A 23,536-nucleotide genomic window follows, 5' to 3' on the forward strand; every position below is an offset into this window, starting at 1 on the left:
GCCTTTCGGTTCTCGTTGATCTAGTTGATGGCACGTTCCATCGCTTCCTGACGCATCTGCTCATGCAGCTGTGGCCGCCGAATCTTCAACTCGCGATCCAGGTCAACCGACAGCGCTTCACCAGCCTCCATGGCGGCTTTCAACGCCAAGCTCAAAGGACCACCCAGCAAGATTTCCGCTTGCTGAGCCACCGCAGGGTTTAGTGCGCGGTAGTTGGAGCGCCACGACATTGCGCGTGGATCGTCCCAGGTCCATGGATTGACGTCACTTGGGATTTGCTGCGGATTGAGGCCAGACATTTCGGCAGCGCGAATCAGCTCACGCAGCTCGAACTCAACGGTGTTGTGGGTGGTGGTCATTGCTTTGAGAAGGCAGGGTTAAACATCGACTGCCTTTCCGTCTTCGATGGCTTGAAGCGTCCTGCGAATCTCTTGCAGCTGCTTCCGTTGCTCAGCTTCCAAGACGTTCTCGCGTAGAATCTTGAAGCTTTCGCTGATGGCCTGGGTTCTGGCGTAAGCCTTGACCTTGGGATCCAGCGCAATCTTGATCAACTCGTCAGCCAGCCTTGGCGCGGCTGAAGTCAGAAGGTTGTTGGCGACGTTGATGTTCTCGCGTACCAGCGATTCGATGAACTCTTCAGCCCTGCTGTCTCGATACCACTTGCGAAGACATGGTGCTTTGACCCCAACAGCAGCTGCCGCATCTGCCCAAGTCGAGCCATTGGCGCAGAGCGTCAGCCCCTTGATGATGTGCGGCGGGATTGAGTCGTAGCGGTTGATTTCGGTATAACTCATGACGCTCCAGGGTGAAATCCACCAGCAATAAGTTGTTTACGCTTTCTTAACCTTGCTGTGGTGCTGAGGTTAGGAGCCCTGCGGTCCCTAAGTTCTTCTGGATAAATGCCATCTATCATCCAGTGCTGATATGCCAGTCGCGCAAATTCGTCTGCATCACGCTTATTTCTGCTGAACCACTGCTTTGCCATACGATTGCAACGTGACATGACGATCCATTCGTCCGTTGTCAGGTTCCAAGTCATCATCAAAGGCATCTTTCTTCAATACTAACGAATAGTTTTTTCCATGCGGCTGTGCTACAATAGTGATTAAGATAGTTCAGAATTGTTGCTGTTTCAGAGGGTTCCCTGACTCCTGTTATAAGCAACAGAAAAAATGAACCCTGCCCCCTTAGTAGTCAGCAATACTGATAGCAATAATAGTTATCTAAGCAGCGATAAGCATAAGAAATAATCACTGAAGATGCCGGAACGTTGGTGATAGCCAAACAGGAACATCGCGTAAAATACTAATAAGACGCTGTGGCAAACCAGCACTGCGTTCTTAGCTATTACAACTAAACAAATGAAGTCCAATCGCCACGGTCAGAGTCGTGTGCTGGACACGAACCAGCTCGACCTGCTCATCTCAAATCTTTCTGATCAATACCACCAGCTGGTGGCTGAAGTGTGTCGCCGCACTGGCTGCCGCGTTGGTGAAGCAACGCAACTGACCTGGGGCATGGTTTCGGAATCTGCCATCACGTTCCAGCGCGGTATTACCAAAGGCAAGCTGGCCTCAAGGTCTGTGCCGGTTACGCCAGTGTTGTGGGAAGCCCTGCGCGCCTGGAGAGATGTCTGGGTAGTGCGGCAGGGTCGTGATCCTGTGGCTGGTGATTACCTCGTACCAGGACAATTTGCTGGTTCGTGTCTCAGTACGCGAAGCTTTATGGATGCTCTTGAAAAGGCGGCTGCTGAATCGGGCCTAGAAGGCGTCTCAAGCCACAGTTTCCGGCGTTCGGCACTAACTAGTGCTCACAGTGCTGGAGTGCCTCTGAGGGTGCTTATGGCCCTGTCTGGGCATAAATCCATGTCAGCCCTGCAGCGTTACTTAGAGGTGACGCCGGCTCAACGTGTTGCTGCCGCTGCTGCCTTTGCATAGGGCCTTTACCTAACTACACAAATAGGTGTAGTTGCGTGACGCTTTCAGTTGCCAATTGCTCTCGTTTTTTAGCTTCGACGTAATTAATTCTCTGGCCCAATGTCTTTTGTATCTTCTCGCCAACAAAAGGTCACGAATGCCCTCCTCGAGCATTTAGCGCGTGAGGCTGAAATTGAAACCAACAGACGACGATTGGAAATCATGGAAATGCGGCGGCTGCAATCTTGGCAATTCAAGGCAGAGGCTTCTGGCTCTGGCTCGTGACTGCTTCAGTGCAATGGGCAGAGCTTGCCGATGGGTTTGCCGGTGTCACCGGCTGGCCTTTTGCCATCGACATGGATGACGATCCAGGGCTCGTAAGTAGCGACACCATCAGGTGGTTCAGGAACTTGCTCGCCTTCGAAGACGCCAGTGACAAGCCATAGCGGCGGCTGCGTTTTCGCCAAGTGTATGTCCTGCGCTTTGCGCAACAGTCGAGCCAGCTCGCGTGAGTTGTCCATTCGTTAACCCCCGTTGAGAGCAATTACTAACGGTCTACCGTTTTCCATTGACGCTCGCTTGCAGAGGCGCATCATTCAGCCATGACAGGCTTGGTTTGCGGCATCACTGCTCTTTGGATGCACTGGTGGTGGTGCTGCAGAACGACGAACTCCCCTGCGCTCAAGAGAAGCTGGCCGTATCCGCGCCAGTGGAAAGCTGCGGCTGATTTGTATGAAAGGCCCTGCCGGCGGCATCGCCACCTCAAAGCACGAACCAGGCTGAGTTATCGCAGCCTGCGCACTCCATCAGCGGCCTAAGTATTTCTCTCAGCTCGTTGGCGAAGCTTGTTCAGTTGATTGTTGAGGCGGAACTTCAGTTGACGAAGGTTTTCGAGGTTGGCGCGGTATTCGCCGGCGCTCCAGTGCTGTGGATGCGCAACTCGTATTTCCAGCTCTCGTAAGCGTGAGCGATCAGATTGCATTGCGCGCATCAAGAGGGAATACCAGCGTGTCGTCGACTGATCAGCGGTGGCATGGTTATTTTTCCCTATGGAGATACGCGGCTTCGACAACGTGAATTTCTTGAGGTTGCCACCCTCTGCCACCTACTTGTCACCACTTTGCCACCTCAAATGCCACCCATATATCCCAGTCGTATCAATCGATTTGCGGGATAGCTGATCCGAATTTGGGGGGCCCCCAGTGTGTTGCACAAACCGGCGGCTTAATACTCAACAGTGATCGCACCAGCCTTGAAATATATGTGGGGGGGTATCAATTCTGTATCTCTACTGCTTCTAATCCGTCTCTACCACTGTGATTTGGGGGTGGCATTTGAGGTGGCAAACCGGTGGCAAACGGGTGGCAAGTGGGTGGCACGTCTAACGAACCACCCGGATTGACAAGCCGCCATCAAACACTTGGACTAAGCCACGGCTTTGCAGCATCAGCGCCATTTGCTTTAGTACGGCAAGTGTTGGTCGATCCTTACTGCTCCAGCTTTTGCGGATTGAACTAAGTGCAACACCTCGACCTGGCGCTTTGCCTTGCTTCTTACGAGCTTTCTCCAGCAGCTTGTCGGCGAGCTCAAGCATCGGATTCCTGGCACGTTCGTGAAGCTCAACTGCCCTGGTTTTGCCGGCCATCACCAAGTTGGCGGCCAGCTGGAGCGAACGCTCGGAAACAACCGTGGCGGGTTGCACCATGCCACGCTCCACCAGTTCTTCTTGACCGGTGGCAATACGGATGAAATGGATTGCCGCCGCTACTCGCAGCACCTGCCCAGGTCCCTTCGCCCACAGTGCTTCAACCTCTTCACTGCAAGCCTGCAGCGATAAATTCTCAAGCTGGTTGAACAAGCTGGTGAAGAGTTGCTCTGCAACTGCTGACAGCACGTAGGCATGGTTCCCGTCTTGGAGGGCAGCCAAATAGAGATTGCCAAGAACAGCTGAAAGTTTCTCGGTGTTTACGTCACCGTCCACCAGCTGACGACGTGAACGAGGTAGGTGAACAAACAACGGCCTGGAGTTGAAGCCATTGGCGTTACCCGCCTCTAGTTGATCCAAAAATACCTTGGGTTGGATGCCGCCGATCACCCCCAACTTCCCCGCACGAACCTCGCGGGATTTCTTGGCATCGGCAAAGACGTCGTTGCTGTAGGCACCGTCGTAGCTCGACAGCCAGAACTCAACATCACCCACACCAGCACCACCCTCATCAGCCATCTGCTTAAGCCAGCCGTTTAACTCATCACGCACCAGCAGCCCTGGTACGTCTTCGCCATGGATCGCAAAATCTGCACGGATCCCTTGGGTCGATGGCGCGGTGTAGATCAAATTGCGTTTTCGAAAAGCCGGTAGGTCTTCACCATCAGCAGCAGCGGTTTTGCGTCGTTGCTGCTCACGTTCGTTCCAGCCATCAATGAACGCGATGGGCTTTGCCATTGGGCCGTTAATCAGCCATTGAAGCAACACAGATTTGGCCGTGCCACTGCTGCCGATGTGGAACACCCACACCGTGGGGATTTCCTCCATCGACCGACCACGGATGCGAACCTGAGGCGGCAACATCGCGGCGACGCCGGCCATCAACGTCATCACGATGGCCTCATCACTGAACTTCAAGCCATCCCGCAGAACGCGGAACATCGGTAGCCAGTCGGCTGGAACGTAATCCGCCAAATGGATTTGGGGTGGCTCGCCACGAAGCAGCAGGTCATCAAGTGCATCAGCAATATCCTGTTGACGCTCCAGCGACTCTCGATATTGCTCCGCAAACTTTGCAAGACCAAAGCCGTTTGATCTAGTCCCGTATTGATTGACTAGCAACTGCACTTCATCTGCACTTGCACCCTGTTGTATTGCCTCTTTAATCTTGGTGTGTGCATCGTTTTCGTGCTGTTCGAGCGTCTCTATTGCTGACTTCCCCTTTGGCGTCGTTAGGCCATGACGTGCTAATTCCACTCTGGCCAGGTATTCATCAACTAGCTCATCAATATTACGGCGATTAAACGGCTTGATAATGTTTGCCCACTCTTCTGCAGAGCAGTTAATAGGTTTTTCCCACTGATCCTTTGGAAGCAGGAATAAATTAGCATTTTCGTGCTTTCCTCCCTTTCTAAGCTTTTTAGCAGTCCTTAAATTACGAACAAGTCCATGGCAAATACCTGGTTCACCGTCTGGATAGATGTGATGCTGTAGCTCCTCGCTCAGCAAAGTAAGCTCATAAAAGCGTGACCGCCACGTATTTGCCTCTACAAATTCGAATTGCATCAAAAGATCAATGGCTAGTGTGGCGAGGTCTCCACCACGTCGAAGAGAAAAACGATCATATTGCTGCCAACCTTGCTTAAGTAGATCAATGCAGTCACTTATCCATTGATCAACATCAATAGATAAATTCCTGGCATTGTCGCACTTAGCCTGGATTTTGTCGAGCGCAGACTGTGATGCCCACCACCGTTTATCTAAGACATCCCACAGCCAACAGGCCATTGGATGAAGTGGTGTGTAGTTTGGCTCTGGTTCACGATCGTCGTGGCCAAGCCATACGTCAAACAGATCACTTGCATAGTCCCAATGCTTAACGTTCCAGCCATAAGTCTCTTTGAGCTTCTTAAGCCGTTCAATCTCGGCATAGATAGGAGAATCGTCCTCAGGTGCTGAAGACTGCTGGACTGGTGCGTGCGCCACGGTAAACTCCGGGTGTGGACGGAAAAATGCTGGCGAGCTTTGCGTTCAAAGAGAGGGCCACCGTTCCAGCGGTGGCCTTCTTTTATGAGCAGTGTTCCGAGAAACCCTGCGCTGTTGCCCACTGCTCCAGGGCAAAACGAAGAACTGTCGAGTCACTGACACCCTCAACGAGTGCAGTGGTCTTCACGAAAGAAACAATCGGCTCTGGAAACCGCGCGTGTAGCGCAGAAGTCATTGGCCCTTGATGTTTCTCCCGCTTGGCAAATGCCTGGATCGACATGTCTTTAAGAGCAGAAAACTCTGTTACACTTATTCTATCAGCTGTGGCTTAATTAGACCCGCTTAAGTATTCACTACTGTGCTTCATTAGTTGGCTCCTCTTTCGATATCAGTAACAGCATCTTTGTGGTGATAAAGCCAGTCAGTTCGCCGACCTCACTTCACCGGCTTGATGCTGCTGGATCGAAACTGCCCTGCCAGCCTCCACTTCGTGAGAGTCTCGCTTGTGACGCCTAGCCTTCTCGCAAGCTCACGCGGCGGCAACCACGCACTTGCTGTGGTTGGCGAACGATCCAGCAGCAGATTGATGTCATGACGCATTTGCCGCACTTCTGCGGTCAACGACGCCAACAATGAGGTTTCAGACATGAGGAACACCCAAGAGGAACTAGTCGTTAGTTCGCAAAGGCGCTGACGCCCGGGGCCTTGGATGAACCTCTCACTGCCATAAGACGGCTTGCAAATTCAGTTTAACCCGTTTCTACTGTTCGCGCATGGGTGCTCCTCAGGCTTGTTAGTGGTTTAGAGATTTTCAGCAGCTCTCAGGATGTCTCTCTTCTGCATCGCAGCTGCATAGGTCCGCATGTGGATGCTGATGTCGTGCCCTGCTGCTTTGGCTGCCACTCCATCACCAAGCTGGCTTTTCAGGATGGAGCGGATGCACCACGAATGTCTCAGGTTGCTGTTTTCGAGTTTCACCGTTCCACACCATCGGCTCTGAAGCCACTTGTTCATGCGATCGACGTGCCCTTTTGTTTTGTTGCTGTCGTAGGCGACAGGGTCAAGAAACTCATTTGGCCTCTCAACTGTGCAGATTTCGAGGGGTTCAATCCACTCTTTCGGCAACGCCAGGGCTTCTCGTTGCTCTGGTGGTGCGTTTTTTTGCTTGATACCCAGGACTGATGCAGTCGCACCAGTTTCTGATGGCACCAAGCTGAACACCTCTGACACCCGACATCCGTAGACCAGCAGGGCTGCGAAGCACCAGCCATAAATGCTGGAATGACGGTTGTTCAACGCAAACTCAAACAGCTCTTCGTCTAACGGAAGCTTCGGCACCCTGGTTAGATACTTCGTATGGACCTTGTCGAGTTCTTTAGTTGGCAGCTCGGCAAACTTTGCCAATGCCTTGGCTTTCTGGCAGAACTCGTGGCGCGCCTTGCTCGCTGCTGGTAGTGACTTGGCAACCGCAACAAGTGCCTCAATCGTCAGCAGATCAGACGTGTCAGGATTTTTCTTGAACGATGCCTCGATTCGATCCCACGTTCGCTTCGCTTGAGACTTCTGGGCCGTAGTGCTGACGTCCCGCTTTTCGTACCAGTCGGCTTTGAACCTCGCTGTCCATGCACCAATGGTCTGGCTTTCAGATGGCTCCTCTGGCGCTTGGGTCGTTTCGCCCGATTGAAGCCAGCCGTCCCAGCTGAAGGTGCCGAGCTTTCTGTCAGTCGAAAGCTTGATCGCCAAAGTCTTGGCGCGATTCAGCCCTGCCTTGGTCGCATCACAACCGGTTGGGACGTCGTATTGAACCTCGTGGTTGCTCCCATCTTTGTGCGGCAAGACGGCTCTGAGGCAAAGCTTGTTGCGCCGTTGCCGGATTGAGACGCCAGCTTTTTCGGCCTTAAGACCTTGGTTGACGGCTTTGACGAGATCGCCAACTTCAGACAACGAAGCGCGCCCGAAAAGCTACCCCGTTTGCACCGTTGCACAAGGTTCTGGCCAGAGCTGCGATAGCGGCTGTGTCGGCGGTGCTTCATGCGGCACTTCGCGAGATCCCCTGCAGCGCAATAAAAAACCCCGTCAACGACGGGGCTTTGAAGCGGTGGTGACTATCTGAAACGGAGAGGGTGGGATTCGAACCCACGGTGCCCGTGAAGACACGCTGGTTTTCAAGACCAGAGCCATAAACCACTCGACCACCTCTCCAGGGTGTCAGCGCCTGAGCGATCAGACGCTGTTCAACTTTAAGTCAGCCGGATGCGACGATCAGCTTTCCGGTTTGGCCAAGGGAAGCAGGCACTTGTCGGAATCACAGCCGGCCGGTCCGGCTTCCTTCAGTTCTCCGCTGTCGTAGCGCTGCAGTGCCTCGAAGAAATCGCTGCTGATGCGGCGTTGGATCACTTCGGATTGCAGCCGTTCGTAGGTGGCCGCATCGATGGGCTCAAACGGAAGGCGGGGGAAGGTGGCATTGGCATCAAACCGGGCCAGCAGTGCTGCGGAGATGTAGCCCTCGCCGTTGTCCATTGCCTTGTGCAGCGCTTCCGCCAGGGGCTCGATTTCGTGATCGCGGAATTCGATCGTGGCGGAGGTGTTGTGAGCGGTGTAGTGCGTCTGCACCTGCATGTAGAAATCGAATTGGGCCATGGCTGAGAAGCCGTTGATTTCCACCGCATCGGCGCCAGGCAGATTGGCCCAGCTCACTTCCGTGGGGATCTCCACCAACCATTCGGTGCAGCGGGGATCGAATGGATCATCGAGCAGACGCCCCTGCTCGTCCTTGTCGGACTGGGAGGGCACCACGGTGTAGCCGTAGTCCATGCAGGCCATGGCTACAGGGTCGTTCTTGCGGAAGGTGATGCGGCGAATGAACCGTTGCGCCTTGGGGGGGTGCCAGCCGGGGGCTGCTCCGGTCAGCAGGCTTTTGGTGCCAGCCGGCTGCACGGTGGTGCAGCGGTTGGGGCGGCGCAGGCCATGGCGGTCGCAGTAATCCCAGACCGTTTCATTCACCACTTGCTTCCAGCGGCTCAGGTAGTCAGCTTCCTTGGCCTTGAAGGCACGGCCTTCGTCGGTGTCGGGTCGGCCGGCTTCCCACCAACGCAGCCAGTCGCTGCCGAAGGCATGCACGAAGAAATCGAACAGACCGGTGAAGCTGACGCCCACGATCGGATCCCATTCGCGGCTCTGGCGGTAGCGCTCCACCTCGAAGCGGTGGTTGAGCAGACATGCCACCGACAGGGCTGCAGCCCGGAAGGCATCGGCCTGTCCCTCCTCGTCGCTGGGATCGATCTGGTTGAGATGGATTTCCGCCAGGTTGCAGTGGAAATCAGCCCCCAGAATTTCACCGCAGGGGTTGAGGCCATAGCGGCTGAGGCGGTGCTCCAGCTCCGCTGGGGCGATTGGTCCGTGGTTGGTGCTGAGCCAGCGACCGGCTTCCTCCTTGCCCTGATCGCAGTAGATCTCTATGAACTCGCTGCGCAGTTCGGGGGTGCTGAGCAGATCGGCGTTGGAGCGAGCGATCGCTTCCGGGGCGAACTGGATGGCTCCTTCGCCAGAGTGGAACTGCTTGGTCACCGCGGCCAGCACCACCTCTTTGCTCGGACGTGAGTGGTAAACGCGGGTGTGGTTTGCCATGCGCAGGGCATCCCGTTCCGGGTCGATGCGCCAGTTGCCATCCTCATCCTGTTGCCAGAGGTTGTCCTTGGCGGACGATGCCGCGCTGTCATCAGCAGCGAACTGACGCATGCCAGCACTCCGGCGGATGTTGCCGGCCACGATGGTGACGGCGGCTTCATCGATCAGCAGGCAGCACTCCACAGACGTCAGGCGACGTCCGATGGCTTTGTTCAGCAGTCGGGCCACGCGGGCGTAGAGGTCCTTCAGCTTCACGGGGTTGGCCATGCCGCCGAAGCCTTTCAAAGTCTCGCCGACGGGACGAACGTCGTTGAGGTCCACGTCGATCTCAACGGTTCCGCCGTTGAAGCGGGGATCACTGCTCAGCTCCAGCATCAGTTGGTAGCTATCCACCCACCCCCGGCGGGTGTCGCCCACCTTGATCTGAACGCGGTTGCCCTCGATGGTGTGGGTGCAGTCGTTCTGCCGTTGTTCGGCTGCCGTGATGCCGATGTCGGAAACCGACAACACCTTGAGGGTGTTGCGCACCACCGGCAGCCGATCGATCAGGTGCGGCTCGATGATGGCGCCGGTGCCGCAGCCCATCATCGCCAGGTCCATCATCAGACCAAAGGCCTGCCAGTCCACCAGGTTGGTGGAAGTGCAGTTGTAAGCACCGGAGAAGTTGACCGACTTCTCAATCCAACCGGTGCCGCCGATCCAGAGCCAACGTCCGGATGGCAGGGCTTTTTTCTCGCTCTGCATCCGCGCCAGCAGCGCAACTTCCTCATCGTTCAGTCCACCCAGCTGCCGCAGGCCTCCAAGATTGCGCTCGCCAACCTGGCTCCAGCTTTCACGGCCATCAGCGGTTTTGCGGCTGTAGGTCCGGTAAAAAACAGGGTTAGCGGCTGGAGCGGTGTCGGGAAAGTCGCTGAAACGGGCGCTGTCGCTCGCAGCGACCTCCACGCGATTCGGGGTCAGGGTCACGTGCGGTAGAGCACAGATGTTGTCGAAACCCTAACGCCACAGATGGGGGCAGCAAGGGGTGCTCGCCACCATTGGCAGTGTCCCGAGCAGACTGTTGGTTGACGTAAGGCCTCGGATGCAGCGTTTGCCGGAACCCGAGCTGATGGTCGACCCGGCGCAGGTGTTGGCCTACGCCGCAGCCGATTTCAGCGGCGGTGATCAACGCACTCTCGATCGGATCGAAGCTCTGCTGAGTTCCGCTTCAGGTCGCGCTGCTTCTGATCCTGCCGTGATCCTCGATTTGGGCTGCGGGCCGGGGAACATCAGCCTCCCGCTTGCCAAACGGTTTCCTGAATCGCAGGTGATCGGTGTGGATGGTTCCCGAGCGATGCTTCAGGTGGCCAGGGACCGGGCGAATCAGCAAGGTCTTTCGATCGACCTGCGCTGCAGCACCCTTCAGGATCTGGCGCTGGAGCCCGTCGATCTGATCGTCAGCAACAGCCTTCTCCATCACCTGCATGAGCCAGGGCTGCTCTGGGGACTCACCCGCGAGCTGGCGGCTCCGGGTTGCCGGGTGCTGCACCGCGACTTGCGCCGTCCGGCCGCGTTGGCGGAGGTGCACCGTTTGCAGCAGCTCCATTGCTTTGATGCCCCGGCGGTGTTGATTCAGGATTTCTGTGCCTCCCTGGTGGCTGCCTTCACGCCTGAGGAGGTGCAACAGCAGTTGGCGCTGGCGGAATTGGACGGACTCACTGTGGAGATGGAGGACGACCGTTATCTGGTGGTGTCAGGCTTGGTGGATTGACAGCGAGCGATGAGCGGCACGACGGCGACTGAAACGGACCTTGCCGGATTGGTGGCGCAGGCGGTGGATCGTCGCCGCAACTTCGCGATCATTTCCCATCCGGATGCTGGCAAGACAACCCTGACGGAGAAGCTGCTGCTCTACGGCGGTGCGATTCAGCAGGCCGGTGCGGTGAAGGCCCGGGGCGAGCAACGCAAGGTGACCTCCGACTGGATGGAGCTGGAGAAACAGCGGGGCATCTCGATCACCTCGACGGTGCTGCAGTTCGATTACGACACCACCACGATCAACCTGCTCGACACGCCTGGTCACCAGGACTTCTCCGAGGACACTTATCGCACCCTGGCGGCGGCCGATAACGCCGTGATGCTGGAAGACGCCGCCAAGGGCCTGGAGCCTCAGACGCGGAAGTTGTTCGAGGTGTGTCGGATGCGCAACATCCCGATCTTCACCTTCATCAACAAGATGGATCGTCCCGGCCGGGAGCCCCTGACGCTTCTGGACGAGATTGAATCGGAACTTGAGCTGACCCCCTGGGCTGTCAACTGGCCGATCGGCAGCGGTGAGCAGTTCCGCGGGGTGATCGATCGCCGCAGCCGTGAGGTGGTTCTGTTCAGTCGGGCTGAACGGGGCAAACAGGCCGCGGAACAGAAATTGTCCCTGGATGATCCGGCCCTGCGGGAGCTGGTGGAGGAGGAGTTGTTGGATCTGGCGATCGAGGAGATGGAGTTGCTCGATGCCGCCGGAGCTGAGCTGGACATCGAAATGGTGCATGCCGGTGAGCTGACACCGGTGTTCTTCGGCTCAGCGATGACGAACTTCGGGGTGAGGCCGTTTCTGGATGCCTTTCTGGAAATGGCCCAACGTCCGATCGCCCGTTCCAGCAGCGAGGGATTGATCGATCCGCTGCGGGAAGGGTTCAGCGGCTTCGTGTTCAAGCTTCAGGCCAACATGGATCCCCGTCACCGGGACCGGGTCGCGTTTGTGCGCGTCTGCAGCGGTCGCTTCGAGAAAGACATGACGGTGAAGCACGCGCGCACCGGCAAGGCGATCCGGTTGTCCAGACCGCAGAAGCTGTTCGGACAGGACCGGGCGGTGGTCGAGGACGCCTACCCCGGCGATGTGATCGGCCTGAACAATCCGGGAATGTTCTCGATCGGCGACACCCTATACGTGGGCCCGAAAGTGGAATTTGAGGGCATTCCCTGTTTCAGCCCGGAGATCTTCAGTTGGTTGCGCAATCCAAACCCGTCCGCCTTCAAGAACTTCCGCAAGGGGGTGAATGAATTACGGGAAGAGGGTGCGGTTCAGATCCTTTACGACACCGATGAGAGCAAACGCGATCCGATCCTCGCGGCGGTCGGTCAGCTGCAGCTGGAGGTGGTTCAGCACCGTCTTGAAAATGAATACGGCGTTGAAACGCGGCTGGAGCCCCTTGGTTTTCAGGTGGCGCGCTGGGTCGCCGGCGGTTGGTCGGAACTGGAGAAGGTGGGCAGGATTTTCAACTGCAAAACCGTGCGCGATGCCTGGAACAGGCCTGTGCTGTTATTCAAGAACGAGTGGAACCTCAATCAACTGAAAGAGGACCATCCCGATTTTGAGCTGAGCAATGTGGCTCCAGTGGTGAGTGGGGTGGAGCCGATCAGCCTCTGAGGATTCGTCAGCTGGAGCTGAACCGCACCGCCTGCTTCGTGCCCCAGAGATTGCGTCGTCGCTGTTCGGCTTCGTGGATGCAGCGCTGCGCTTCGGCGCGGGAATGGCAGGTTCTGGCCTTTTCCTCCACGGCCATCAGTGCCAGCAGTTCATGCAGGGTGTTCAAAGCATCAAACCCAAGTGATTCATCATTAACCATCCCTTAACCAGATGCAAGTTGTTGCCGGTTGACAGCTGGTGCGCAAGCCCTCACCTGCTCGCGGGGGTCGCGTCTGATCGCCAGACTGCATTAACTGAACCGTGACGATCACTTGGAGAGTCTCTGGCTTGTGCGAGGCACGGCGGACGGCGGCACCGAGTACGTCTGCTTCCGTTCCACCCGCGAATCTGTGGAGATGCTGGAAGGATTTCACCTTCCCCCGCAGATGCCTCTGATCAAAAAACGGCGTTGGTTGAATCGTTCCGAAGCCTTGAGTTGCCGCCAGAAACTCGAGCGTTCTGAGGGTTTCCGTCACGGCAGCGCTCTGTTCTGAGCCGGTCTCGATACGCTCTTGTCATGTTGTTGCTGAAAGGACATGGCTGCCGTCGGTGAATCCGGTCCTTCGTCCGAATCAGACGATCCCTATGGCCGTCTTGGCCTCAGCCCCGGGGCAAGCTTTGACGAGGTTCAGGCGGCCCGCAGTCGTTGCCTGGCGCAGACCGAGGATGACCCCCAGGCCAAGGCGCGGGTTGAGGCGGCCTATGACGCTGTTCTGATGGCCCGCCTGAGGGACCGTCAGCAGGGACAGGTCAGTGCTGCAGCTGCCTCGGCATCCCAGAAGGAAGAATCGGCAGCATCGGGTAACCCATCACTGCCTGGCGTCAGTGTTCTGCAACGACTGAGGCCCCGCCTGCCCCAGTCACCGCCGTCGTTGTCCGGGATGTCCCCCTCCTGGTCTCTCGCCGAAGGTCAGGGTCTTGTGGTCCGCCTCGTGGCTGGTGCAGCAGCGCTGCTGCTCTTGCTCTTCTCTCCCGGTGCCGGTCAATTGGTTCTGGCACTGGGTCTGATCGGCTGTTTCCTCAGTCAGATCCGACGGGGCCGTCGGCCGCTTCCCTCCCTTGGATGGTGCTTGCTGGTGCTTGGCCTTGGATTGGTGGTGGGCAGTGTCCTGACGGCGTCGTTGTCTCCCACCGCCTTCAGTCAGTTGAACCTGAGTCTTGAACAGGTTCAGGCTGTACCTGCTGCGCTGCTGCTCTGGCTCGCGGCACTGCTGCTGGCTTAGCTCGCTGCAGCTAGCTCTGCGATAAGCCCTTCCAATTCTGGTCCGCTCACCACATAGTTGTTGCTGCAGAAGTGGCAGTTGAGTTCTGCTCCCCCGTCTTTTTCCAGCATGTCGGCCAGCTCGGTGCGACCCATGAGCAGCAGTGCCGCGACGCTGCGCTCACGGGTGCAGCGGCAGTGAAAATTCACAGATTGACTGGCGTCAGCGTCTTCGAGGGGGCGTGGATCCAGATCCGGGAAGACATCAACGAGCAGGTCTTCAAGCTGGTCGCCGCAACGATCCAGTCGTCCGCTGAAGTCTTCAATCTCGCGGCAGCGCTGATCGAGTAGTTCCACCAGTGCGGGCTCTTCCGCCGCTTTGGGCAGGATCTGCACCAGCAAACCTCCACTGCTGTGCAGTTGCTGGCTGCTGATCCGTTCACCCACAAACACCGCTGATGGTGTCTGCTCCGAGTGCAGCAGGTAGGAGGCGACGTCATCGCCGATGCCACCGCTGACCAGTTCGACGGTGCTGTTGAACGGCTCCCCCTTGCCGTCATCCCGCATGACATGCAGGTAGCCGGTGCCTGCAGCGGCCTTGAAGTTGAAGCTGTGGTTGCCATCGGCGTCGATCACCGGATCCAGCTCCAGGGTGTTGTCACCCACGTATCCCCGCACCGTCCCGTCCCTGCCGGCGTCCACCATCAGCCCGCGCAGTGGGCCATCCGAACCGAGTCGGAGATTCACGCGTCCATGCCGCACTTTCATCGAGCTGGCCAGCATCAGGCCCGCTGCCATGGCCCGGCCCAGCATCACCGTGGACAGGAAGGAGAGGTCGTGGCGTCGTCTTGCCTCCCGCACGGTTTCGGTGGTGGACACCGCCACCAGTCGGATGCCACCGCCGGCGGCCGTCGCTCTCACCAGGCGGTCGGCCATGGTTGTCCTTCAAGCTGCGGGCAATGTAGTCACCGGTTCCAATCGTCCGTTCCGCAGTTGATAGCGCTCGCAGCTCCAGTCGTGGAACAGCTGCGGCTCATGGGTCACCACGATCAGCACCCGCTGCTTGGAGAGCTGGCTCAGCAGGTTCAGCACGTCAGCGCGCACGGACCAGTCCAAACCAGCCGTTGGTTCGTCCAGCAGCAGCAGTTCTGCGCCCCGCAGCAGTTGCACCGCCAGGGCCAAGCGACGTTGCTGGCCGCCACTGAGCCGTTCCGGCGCGTCACTCAGTCGAATGTTTGCCAGCCCAACGGTGTTCAGAGCTGCCTGCTGTTGATCGCCACCCAGTCTTCGGTGCCCTAAGCGGAGCTCCTGGGCGATGGTCAACCCCAGGAAATGGCGTTCCGGGAACTGGAACACCATGCCACCGAGCCAGCGGCGCTGCCGTTGGCTCAGTTCCTGCCCTTTCCAGCAAATGCTGCCCCGTTGCTGGCCACTGAGGCCGGCGATGACTTCCAGCAGGCTGGTCTTGCCGCTGCCGCTTGCACCGGCCACCAGCACTGGCCGGCCGATGTCGGCCTTGAGGGCGACATCTTGCAGCAACGGCCCTGAAGCGGTGGCTGGTGCGTAGTTGAGGGCCTGAAGTTCCAGCATGGACCTCAGCTTGACCGATGATGACTCCACATCACTGGTCCCTCCATGGACGTTCGTTTCCGCGAGGTGGATCCGTTCAACTGCTGGATCTGGCTGCGTTTCGCTTCACCGCCGAGTCAGGGGGAGCGCAATTACGTCGATGGCATCTTCGACAGCTGGTATGTGATCGGTCGTCTCGGCGGCTTCAACGCTGAAAACCTTCAGGTTCATGAGGAGGGGGCCGATCTCAGCTGGATGACCTACGACAACGACGAAGCCGATTCGCTGATGCCGGCGTTGATGCACAACATGGGCCAGCTGGAATATCAGGCCGAATGGGGCCGTTGCTGGGTCGATATGGGCACCAGTGATGGCGTCGGAATCGATGTGCTGATCAATGCCCTGCGCCAGCTCGATACGGATGTGGTGCAGATCGAAGAGCTGGTGATCGGCGGTGTCAACGAGGATTGGCCTGTGGAGGATCACCCCGACAGTCTTTTCCCGTCAGGTGGCTGAGCGGCGACGGCTGCTGATTGCACCCCAGCGTCTGGCAGCTGTTGAGACCGGCGATCCAACCGTCCCGTTGGAACGCTCCGAACAGCACTACCTGCGACGGGTGCTGCGTTGCCGCGTTGGGGACACAATCGACGTGGTCGATGGCTGCGGATCGCTCTGGCAGGCGCAGTTGATCAGCGCTGATGCTCTACGGGTCTCGGTGCCAGCCGATCAGATTGAGCCTGTAAGAGTCCCGCGACTGGGTCTTGGCCTGTCCTTGATCCGTCGCGGCTTTGAAGACGCGCTGCGCATGGCCTGTGAACTCGGCGTGGATGAGATTCAGCCGCTTCGCGCCGACCGCTCCACGCCCCAGGCCGAGCATCGCCCCGAGCGCTGGGCCACGATCCTGCAGGAGGCGGTGGAGCAGTGCGAACGGCTGTGGTTGCCCACCTTGAAACCAGCCTGCAAGCTTGCTCAATGGCCCAACAGCAGCGACCCCGTGGCTGTGGGTGTCACCCGCCGGGCTGATACGCCTGCACTTCGTGATTGGCTCAATCAGACCACGAACTGCAACGGCATGGTCTGGTTGCTGGTGGGTCCTGAGGGGGGGTGGAGCAACGCGGAGGAACAGTTGTCCATCACCAGGGAGTGGCAACCCGTGCATCTGGGCAGCTCAATCCTGCGCAGTTCAACGGCTGCCGTGCGCGGCAGCGTTGAACTGGTCCAGTGGCGAGATAGATGAACCTGACGCCAATCAGCTTTTGAACAGATCGCCGGCGATGGTCATGAACCCCTTCATGCCAGCACCCGGGCGACGCTTGCGAGCCCGAAGCCCGGTACCGGCCACCAGATTGGCCGGGGCATAGGTGCTCATCGTGACGACTGGACGGGCGGCCTGGGTTGCAGCGAGTTCTGTAGCGATGGCCTCAGCGGTGGTCTGCACCGCAGCTACTGCAGCAGCCCCTTCATCAACAGCCTTGGCCTCGCTGGTTGTGGCCTCGCTGGCGGCGGGGGCTTTCACGGCTGCCACGCCAAGAGATGGCTGCTCAGTCACTGAGGCGTCAGCAGCGGGCTCTTCAACTGCGGCTGCTTCGGGCAAGTCCAGGCTGACCGGCTCGGCGGTTTCGTCGAGCGTCAGGAAGAAGCCCTTGTTCTGGTTGAACAGCATGCCGAGAGTTCCACTCACAACAGCGATGATTCTGCGATGCAAGGCCCTGTTCAGGACCTTTGCTTACGGCACTGCAACACGGCATCAATGATCTGGATTCAAGCCCTGCTGCTCAACACCGTCCTGATTGCTGTGGCCCAACGCGCCCCTCTGCTCACCCTTGCCGGCTGGGTTCATGCGGGTGCTCTGGGCACGATTCTCTGGGGTTGTCTCGGCTGGCGTGGATGGGTGGCTGTGGTGGCCTATCTGGTGCTGGGCAGCCTGGTGACCCGGCTCGGCCTGCGCGAGAAGCAGGAGCGTGGTCTGGCGGAGGCCCGAGGCGGCCGGCGTGGACCGGAAAATGTCTGGGGATCGGCAGCCACCGGTGCATGTCTCGCCCTCCTGATCGGCGCGGGTGTTGAACCCGGTCCATTGCTGTTGGTTGGATTCTCGGCAAGTTTTTCCGCCAAGCTGGCCGACACCTTCGGCAGCGAAATCGGCAAGCGCTGGGGCCGGCGGCCGGTGCTGATCACAACCCTGCGTTCCGTGCCGCCTGGCACGGAAGGAGCCATCAGCCTGGCGGGAACCCTGGCCAGTGCCGCCGGCAGCGTGCTGATGACCCTGGTGATGTGGCAGCTGCAACTGCTGCCATCGATCAGCGTCAGCCTGGTGGTGATGCTGATCGGTCTCCTGGCCACCCTGGCGGAGAGCCTGCTTGGGGCCCTCGCACAGGATCGGTTCCGCTGGTTGAGCAATGAACTTGTGAATGCTCTGCAGACCTTGCTGGCCGCCGTTATGGCGATGCTGTGGCTTGGCGGCAGGATCTGAGCGGCAGCAGACCGTCCTGCTCCGCCCAGTGCTGCAAGAGCTCGATCGCGTTACGGATGGACTTGCGCAGCTGGTGTTGCGGCACGCCGGTGGCTGATGCGATGCGTCGCACACTGTCCCCTTCGATGAAGTGCCGCTGCAACAGCTGCCGTTGCTGTGGCTTCAGCAACGCCAGGCCACGGTCCAGCCAGCGGTCCTCAAGATCGTCGTTCACCGGGTTGGTGGCCTGCTCATGGATGGCGCTGATGGGCACCATGCGTTGCGCTTGCTGACTGCTGCAGGCTTCCTGCCAGCGCTGAATCGTGATGTTGAGAGCGTCCGCCAGACGAGCGTCCGACAGGGCCGGCCCACCACGTTGCATTTGCTCCTGCTGCATCGCCTGGCCTTTCACATAGGTGTCCCGCAGCCGCCTTCAGAATGAAGCAGTTCGTGGTGGCTTTGGTGAAGACTGGAAAGCCTACGCTACAAAGAAGTTCCGTGAGGAAGTGACTCAATCATTGGTTGGTAGTCCAACTATTGGTATTGGTCAGAAAGGGCTAGTTACTGGTCCGTCTAAGCAAGTGGGTTCTAACTATGCCTGCAAGTGAAGACGAGCTGTATTTGACCTGCAGCGCCTGCGGTTCCATACACACTATCTCAGATGCTGGAGACCTAGAGCTTGTAGAAGATAAGCGACCAGGTGCATCTGGTATTAATGGAATCAAGACTACAACAGTAGGTGGTGATACCTGGCAGCAGGATAAATACATCGCTTCGGAACCACAGCAATACCAACCACCTATCACGATGATTGCTGGTGTCGCTGGTAAACAAAACCAAATCAAAGCAGACCAATCACTGCTAGAAGCATCAAACAAAGATTGGAAATCAAAGAATATCCCTACTGATTTAAAATGACTTTTAACGACAACCACGATGCAGACAATAACGCTACTGCTAATCGAGTTCACTTTGATAGCCAGCTACCCGACATTAATCAACCTAAGAAAAGGAAGTTCACTGATGTCCTGCCTATCTTGCTGTCCTGTCGTGTTCGTTTGAATGATACACAACGGGAACAGCTGAAGAAGGTATGGCGTGACATTAGGGCTAACGAAGCACCACAGCCTATGTCCAATCCAGGCTCCACAGTCCGTAGCTACTCAGCAGCTACTACCACCTCTGCTGAAAAGGCATTGAACACAAGTAGCCTTATCATCTCTGACTTAATCAGCACTAGAGATACCATTGCATTGACTACCATCATTGAGTTGGAACGAGTGTTTGGTATTGAGTTACTTAGCAAGGAAGCATTTATGGCTGCAGCCGAGAACTACTATCAATACAACAAAGAAGGTAGGTATGAGTGATAACTACGGGAGTTCTTCTTATAGGCAGTTCAAACCTATCTCATCCACGCTGAAGGTATCAGCAGGTGAGGCTAAGAACCCTACTGCTAAGCAGCACCTCAATAAGCTGGACTTGCAGCCTCTTACAGAAATAAAGAGAGGAGATAGGTCTAGCACTCTTTGGAGTAAAAGAAAAGAACTTCAAGCCAAAGGTCAAAGCCTTGGCACCATTGAAACATCATCTATGTATGAACCCGATGCTCTAATTTACGAATGTGAGCCAGATGACAACCATATTGATGAAGCAGTGTTCTAACTCTGCTGGAGAGCCTAGCCTCCTCCTTGAATCTTATCTACGGATTCTAAATTGCTCAAGGCAAACCATTCAGGTTGGTGCATATACACTAACTAGATACTTGAACCTTTAGACTGTACATTCGCAACGTCCGGGATAAGGGTTCTTCAAAGCAGGGTATAGATACGGACTGAGGAAGGGTGGACCTCACGCTGGTAAGTTTTTTTCTAATTGTCTTGCCATATTTCTTCTAGGTGCAATTCCTAGACTTGCTTTTAAATACATACACACCAAATGAATACCTACTCATACCTTAAAGCTAATATCGATTCACTATCTCAGCGTTGGCATGATGGACTGAAAGACTTACAAGATATAACGCATCCACCATCGAGAGCAGAGCATATCGATTATCTAAATGAAGTTTATATTGAAGCCGCTGAGCTACATGAGTTATGCAGCCAAGAGCTTCACCCTGTTCTATTAACAAAGCTTGGTCATATTATCTCTAGAGACTTTGATCAACAAATCCAACTATACAAGAAAGTAACTAAAGCCAAATGAACTATCAACAGCAACAGCAACCATTCCCTAAACAATCTAATACCTCTGAAGTTGATGAGATCCTTACCTTTGGTGGCAGTCAATCGTCAGCATTGCTCCAACGTATGCGTCAACAAATGCTTGAGAAACTCTCCCAAAAATCAAAGTATTAATCATGTATAACCAACCTTCCCGACATACAGGCAAACTCAAGAAAGCTGCTTCTAATCCCTTCATTGGATCTGCATCTGGTGGTAGTTCACAAGAGATCAACACTGATGCTAATGGCATGATTTCAGCTTCTAATCCACGTCAAACGCCTTTCAGTCCTGCATCAGAGCGTACGTTTGATATGTCTCAGTCAAAGGGTATGAACCAAGCTCAGCAATCCCGTGCAGCAGTTTCAATGCAAACACGTCATCAACAGCAAACGGATCGATATATTCCTAAATTATTTCGACACGCTGGCTCTATGCGAATGAAACAGCATTTCTAAAAAAACAAGTACATCGTTAGATTGTTTCGCCTACAAACTAATATCGATAAGCGCCTTAAGCAGTCGACCAGGCGAATATAAAGGAATAAGGCTTTGTGGCTAATGAATTACTTTCTAGCATTAAAAATAATCTAAAAACGAAGCCTTCACAGATCTACCAGTTTCTCAAGCTCTGCCAAATAAATTCAAAAAACAGTTCAAAGAACTGAAACGCATTTAAAACCTCCAAAATTTCTTTAAAAATAAAGACTATCTTTTAGGCAGCAGATCTTTGAAAGTAAGAGGTTGATAAAATTCACATTTTTTGCAAGGCGAAAGTTCTCCGCTGCTGAAATCATTAAGCACACTTTCTCTCCATTTACGCAAGGATGCGCGAAAGTTTTCATTATTTACGTTGCAAATTACCTGACTCAAGGAATAATCATGGCAACATATATTGACATTGCCATTACCCAGCACAACTGGTTGGCTGCCAAACTTTTTGACAATACACTTTTTGGCAGGCAACGGAATCTCGAGCAGAATAATAGGCCTAAAAAATACATAGATTCGCTTCAGCGATTGTTTTATCAGCGTAGCTACTTGAGACTTAGACTTATATTTCCATAACTTTCTAAAATAGAGTGAATCTACACCAGAAGACCTAGAGCTAAGTTTTCGATGGCGAGACATACCAGCAAAGAGATGAGACTTGTTGGCGAGTATTTCTTCTATTTGTGGATGAAAAGATGGTCCAAAAGTTAGAGCTCTTAGCTCTACTCCATTATGGCTAGATCTTTCAAAGTCGTCTAAAAATCTTGCCAAAGTAGTCAAGTAGCTATCATCAACTTGCAGCACGCCATCTTCCATTAATCCAGCATCATCAGGAAGATGCAAGCCAATACTTTTAAAAAAAGAAGGGTTATTTGCTATGAAATCTATATTATACGGAAATCCTGTAAGAGTGGTAGAAATTTGCTGCTCGAGCTTAAGATCTGCACAATGTTGAGCCATAGCCGAGAAGTCCTTATTAGCACAGGGTTCTGAATAGCCAGTCCAATGGATATTGAGTGTGGGATAATCATGAAAATTTTTCAAGTAGCATTTAAAATTATCTAAAGTGATTGACTTATTGTTTATATTTTTGAACTTAAGGCTGGATTTGCGCAATGTCTCCTGAGGACAATATTTACACCTAACACCACAAGCAGGTGTTGTTGTAAACTCAATATGATATTTACTGTCTTCATCTGAATCAATAGAATGTTCTAAACTTTTTTGGCGAATGAAAGAAAGAATTTTTTCCTTCATGACTATCCTTTTTACATATCATACCATTCGTCAATAGTTCTAGACGGGCAGGATAGACAATTCGGTAACTGTAACCTTGTGCGTAGAGAATACAGCAGGCTCTGGCACCCACCTATGACACCTTCTGGCACCTTAGAGACGGTATAGTAATGGCATACGGGAGCAAGCAACAAGCTAAATATCAATAATGCACTGGCACTACTCAACGCAGATACTGCACATCAAATCACTACAAACCATATTGACATATTGACCACCAAACACAGCAAGAACTTTCTAGGGCGGCTGGATAATTAGTATAAGTTAGTTGCACGACACGAGCTTAAAAATAACGCCGAATCCTAGGCATCATTCAATTCAGCAAGCAGTGCGATTACAGCACTCATAGACAAGCTATGATCAATGCATTCGCTGTCTTGCCTGATGCCTCATATACAACATAAGTGCATATGGAGTATAGACAAAAGCTAATCAAGCTACTAGCTGAACTACAAGCTAATAACAAATCTCCTGACATTATTGCGTCTGTTCAAAAAGCAATAGCAGAGATAGATAAGAGACAGAACGACTGACACTCCTGGCATTGAGAGTCTTGCTCATCTAAGTCCAGGCATGGCAGTGAATGGCTGAAGGTTCGATTCCTTCCACTGCTGTTTTTCAAGACAAGACAACCTAATAACAACGACTATTTACAATAAAGAATACCTCAATGAGCTAATTAATTCTGGTATTGCTCTTAACGATAAAGAGACTGCAATTATAGAACAATACCTTTTCGACAACTCCGAATACTATTACCCAAAAGGCTACTCCATACCTTCTGATGTATTGAGCGATAAACGGCTCAAACCACTGGCATCTGGTGCTGTTAAAAAGGCTAGGAGGCGTTGAAATGAAGAAGGTAATAGATACTGTTACTCATACAGATAAAAAAGGTAAAACAGTTAAACAACACATTATTCAGTGTGATTCTTGCGGTAGACATACCAAGGCTCCAACCACTCCAAAAGCTCTAAGGAATAAACTTAATTCTCGTTGTGTTTGTGGTGTCCTTGGTTCAGCACCTCAATCCATACCTGAATGTCGCGGTCAAGATGGTAGAAGTTATCATCCTCTATATAATACTTACAAGGTCATGATTCAACGTTGCTATAATGAATCAGCTTTCTGCTATGAAAGATATGGTGGACGTGGTATCACTGTCTGCCAAGAATGGCTTAACGACTTCTGGATGTTTGTTTATCATATGGGTGAACGACCTGAAGGAAAAACTTTTGATAGAGTTGACAATGACTATATCTATTGTCCTGAAAACTGTCGTTGGGCTACTCCATTAGAGCAGGCTCATAACAGGTCAAATCCGCCAATGACTGATGAAGAAGTAGAAGCTGCTATAGCACGTCAACGCCAATCAAAACGTGAATGGTAGGAACGTAGCAAACATCTCTACGAATGGTGTCCTCATAAAAGAACTTACATCAAGCTGTAGAAGCTCCTGTAAGGCTGTTTAGAGTGGTCTCTAGGGTATTTATCCTGTTGACCACTTTTAACGGCTTCTAGGCTTATTTATGCACCAATAACCTAGTAAAAATACCAAAAAAAATAATTTCAAATGAAGTCGATAAGATTTGCCAGAGATGCGTCAGCCCATATATCGATGGTATTGGG

The 23,536-nt window shown here is 54.3% G+C and carries 27 protein-coding genes and 1 tRNA gene; 14 read left to right on the plus strand and 14 right to left on the minus strand.

What is annotated here, in order from left to right; translation table 11 throughout:
- Positions 1-20: 20 nt before the first annotated feature.
- Positions 21-359, minus strand: coding sequence for a hypothetical protein (locus TX72_RS05735; protein ID WP_011128007.1), 339 nt, complete (start codon positions 357-359; stop codon positions 21-23).
- An 18-nt stretch (positions 360-377) separates the two neighbouring features.
- Positions 378-794, minus strand: coding sequence for a hypothetical protein (locus TX72_RS05740; RefSeq protein WP_011128008.1), 417 nt, complete (start codon positions 792-794; stop codon positions 378-380).
- A gap of 567 nt (positions 795-1,361) precedes the next feature.
- Here TX72_RS05740 and TX72_RS05745 point away from each other — a divergent pair.
- Positions 1,362-1,937: a tyrosine-type recombinase/integrase gene (locus tag TX72_RS05745; RefSeq protein WP_011128009.1), complete on the plus strand. Its 576-nt coding sequence runs from the start codon at positions 1,362-1,364 to the stop codon at positions 1,935-1,937.
- Between the two features lie 269 nt (positions 1,938-2,206).
- Here the strand turns inward: TX72_RS05745 and TX72_RS14145 are convergent, their stop codons facing one another.
- The 6 genes from TX72_RS14145 to nrdJ all read right to left on the minus strand — a co-directional run bounded on the left by TX72_RS14145 (position 2,207) and on the right by nrdJ (position 10,200).
- Entirely contained in the window at positions 2,207-2,383 is a 177-nt protein-coding gene (locus tag TX72_RS14145; protein ID WP_158305728.1) for a hypothetical protein, read from the minus strand.
- 347 nt (positions 2,384-2,730) lie between these two features.
- Positions 2,731-2,988: a hypothetical protein gene (locus TX72_RS13850; protein ID WP_148228778.1), complete on the minus strand. Its 258-nt coding sequence runs from the start codon at positions 2,986-2,988 to the stop codon at positions 2,731-2,733.
- A 309-nt stretch (positions 2,989-3,297) separates the two neighbouring features.
- Positions 3,298-5,607 (minus strand): DUF3987 domain-containing protein, encoded by a 2,310-nt coding sequence (locus TX72_RS13600; protein WP_148228779.1) that lies wholly within the window; start codon positions 5,605-5,607, stop codon positions 3,298-3,300.
- 801 nt (positions 5,608-6,408) lie between these two features.
- Positions 6,409-7,551, minus strand: a complete 1,143-nt coding sequence (locus TX72_RS05760; protein WP_011128011.1) for a site-specific integrase — start codon at positions 7,549-7,551, stop codon at positions 6,409-6,411.
- A gap of 171 nt (positions 7,552-7,722) precedes the next feature.
- Positions 7,723-7,809, minus strand: a tRNA-Ser gene (locus tag TX72_RS05765).
- A gap of 60 nt (positions 7,810-7,869) precedes the next feature.
- The gene (nrdJ, locus tag TX72_RS05770) at positions 7,870-10,200 is read right to left on the minus strand and encodes a ribonucleoside-triphosphate reductase, adenosylcobalamin-dependent (protein WP_011128012.1); all 2,331 of its coding nucleotides are present in this window, start codon (positions 10,198-10,200) and stop codon (positions 7,870-7,872) included.
- 115 nt (positions 10,201-10,315) lie between these two features.
- Between nrdJ and TX72_RS05775 the strand changes: the two genes are divergently transcribed.
- Both TX72_RS05775 and TX72_RS05780 read left to right on the plus strand, forming a co-directional pair.
- The gene (locus tag TX72_RS05775; RefSeq protein ID WP_011128013.1) at positions 10,316-10,984 is read left to right on the plus strand and encodes a class I SAM-dependent methyltransferase; all 669 of its coding nucleotides are present in this window, start codon (positions 10,316-10,318) and stop codon (positions 10,982-10,984) included.
- A 9-nt stretch (positions 10,985-10,993) separates the two neighbouring features.
- Complete coding sequence (locus TX72_RS05780) at positions 10,994-12,637, plus strand: peptide chain release factor 3 (RefSeq protein ID WP_011128014.1); 1,644 nt, start codon at positions 10,994-10,996, stop codon at positions 12,635-12,637.
- 7 nt (positions 12,638-12,644) lie between these two features.
- On the opposite strand, the gene TX72_RS05785 is transcribed toward TX72_RS05780, so the two are convergent.
- Entirely contained in the window at positions 12,645-12,836 is a 192-nt protein-coding gene (locus TX72_RS05785) for a hypothetical protein (RefSeq protein ID WP_011128015.1), read from the minus strand.
- 112 nt (positions 12,837-12,948) lie between these two features.
- Here TX72_RS05785 and TX72_RS05790 point away from each other — a divergent pair, with 112 nt between their 5' ends.
- Positions 12,949-13,170, plus strand: coding sequence for a hypothetical protein (locus TX72_RS05790; RefSeq protein ID WP_011128016.1), 222 nt, complete (start codon positions 12,949-12,951; stop codon positions 13,168-13,170).
- Between the two features lie 42 nt (positions 13,171-13,212).
- Positions 13,213-13,899: a CPP1-like family protein gene (locus TX72_RS05795; protein WP_011128017.1), complete on the plus strand. Its 687-nt coding sequence runs from the start codon at positions 13,213-13,215 to the stop codon at positions 13,897-13,899.
- Here the strand turns inward: TX72_RS05795 and hslO are convergent.
- The gene (gene hslO, locus TX72_RS05800) at positions 13,896-14,813 is read right to left on the minus strand and encodes an Hsp33 family molecular chaperone HslO (protein WP_011128018.1); all 918 of its coding nucleotides are present in this window, start codon (positions 14,811-14,813) and stop codon (positions 13,896-13,898) included. The genes TX72_RS05795 and hslO overlap by 4 nt on opposite strands.
- Before the next feature lie 9 nt (positions 14,814-14,822).
- On the minus strand, positions 14,823-15,467 hold the full coding sequence (locus TX72_RS05805) for an ABC transporter ATP-binding protein (protein ID WP_011128019.1): 645 nt from the start codon (positions 15,465-15,467) through the stop codon (positions 14,823-14,825).
- Between the two features lie 45 nt (positions 15,468-15,512).
- On the opposite strand from TX72_RS05805, the gene TX72_RS05810 reads away from it, so the two are divergent.
- Positions 15,513-15,962, plus strand: a complete 450-nt coding sequence (locus TX72_RS05810) for a DUF3531 family protein (RefSeq protein ID WP_011128020.1) — start codon at positions 15,513-15,515, stop codon at positions 15,960-15,962.
- Positions 15,955-16,683 (plus strand): 16S rRNA (uracil(1498)-N(3))-methyltransferase, encoded by a 729-nt coding sequence (locus tag TX72_RS05815; protein ID WP_011128021.1) that lies wholly within the window; start codon positions 15,955-15,957, stop codon positions 16,681-16,683. The genes TX72_RS05810 and TX72_RS05815 overlap by 8 nt, the downstream gene beginning before the upstream one ends.
- A gap of 12 nt (positions 16,684-16,695) precedes the next feature.
- Here the strand turns inward: TX72_RS05815 and TX72_RS05820 are convergent, their stop codons facing one another.
- Entirely contained in the window at positions 16,696-17,151 is a 456-nt protein-coding gene (locus TX72_RS05820) for a hypothetical protein (RefSeq protein ID WP_225867745.1), read from the minus strand.
- Positions 17,152-17,196: 45 nt separating this feature from the next.
- On the opposite strand from TX72_RS05820, the gene TX72_RS05825 reads away from it, so the two are divergent.
- Positions 17,197-17,916 carry a TIGR00297 family protein gene (locus TX72_RS05825; RefSeq protein WP_148228780.1) on the plus strand — a complete coding sequence of 240 codons (720 nt, stop codon included), beginning with the start codon at positions 17,197-17,199 and terminating at the stop codon, positions 17,914-17,916.
- On the opposite strand, the gene TX72_RS05830 is transcribed toward TX72_RS05825, so the two are convergent.
- Positions 17,882-18,292, minus strand: a complete 411-nt coding sequence (locus TX72_RS05830; protein WP_148228781.1) for a sigma-70 RNA polymerase sigma factor region 4 domain-containing protein — start codon at positions 18,290-18,292, stop codon at positions 17,882-17,884. The two genes, TX72_RS05825 and TX72_RS05830, sit on opposite strands and share 35 nt — an antisense overlap.
- Positions 18,293-18,489: 197 nt before the next feature.
- Between TX72_RS05830 and TX72_RS13855 the strand changes: the two genes are divergently transcribed.
- The 5 genes from TX72_RS13855 (at position 18,490) to TX72_RS13870 (ending at position 20,578) form a co-directional block, all read left to right on the plus strand.
- Positions 18,490-18,813: a hypothetical protein gene (locus tag TX72_RS13855; RefSeq protein WP_011128025.1), complete on the plus strand. Its 324-nt coding sequence runs from the start codon at positions 18,490-18,492 to the stop codon at positions 18,811-18,813.
- A complete protein-coding gene (locus TX72_RS05835) occupies positions 18,810-19,265 on the plus strand; it encodes a hypothetical protein (RefSeq protein WP_011128026.1) in 456 nt (151 codons plus the stop codon). Before TX72_RS13855 ends, TX72_RS05835 begins: the two co-directional genes overlap by 4 nt.
- Positions 19,258-19,560, plus strand: a complete 303-nt coding sequence (locus TX72_RS13860; RefSeq protein WP_148228782.1) for a hypothetical protein — start codon at positions 19,258-19,260, stop codon at positions 19,558-19,560. Before TX72_RS05835 ends, TX72_RS13860 begins: the two co-directional genes overlap by 8 nt.
- Positions 19,561-19,833: 273 nt before the next feature.
- On the plus strand, positions 19,834-20,103 hold the full coding sequence (locus tag TX72_RS13865) for a hypothetical protein (protein WP_148228783.1): 270 nt from the start codon (positions 19,834-19,836) through the stop codon (positions 20,101-20,103).
- A gap of 154 nt (positions 20,104-20,257) precedes the next feature.
- On the plus strand, positions 20,258-20,578 hold the full coding sequence (locus tag TX72_RS13870; RefSeq protein WP_148228784.1) for a hypothetical protein: 321 nt from the start codon (positions 20,258-20,260) through the stop codon (positions 20,576-20,578).
- 249 nt (positions 20,579-20,827) lie between these two features.
- Here the strand turns inward: TX72_RS13870 and TX72_RS13875 are convergent, their stop codons facing one another.
- On the minus strand, positions 20,828-21,868 hold the full coding sequence (locus TX72_RS13875; protein ID WP_011128027.1) for a radical SAM/SPASM domain-containing protein: 1,041 nt from the start codon (positions 21,866-21,868) through the stop codon (positions 20,828-20,830).
- Positions 21,869-22,730: 862 nt separating this feature from the next.
- Here TX72_RS13875 and TX72_RS13880 point away from each other — a divergent pair.
- Complete coding sequence (locus TX72_RS13880; RefSeq protein WP_011128028.1) at positions 22,731-23,297, plus strand: hypothetical protein; 567 nt, start codon at positions 22,731-22,733, stop codon at positions 23,295-23,297.
- Positions 23,298-23,536: the final 239 nt, after the last annotated feature.

Source organism: Parasynechococcus marenigrum WH 8102, from assembly GCF_000195975.1.
Lineage (GTDB): Bacteria > Cyanobacteriota > Cyanobacteriia > PCC-6307 > Cyanobiaceae > Parasynechococcus > Parasynechococcus marisnigri.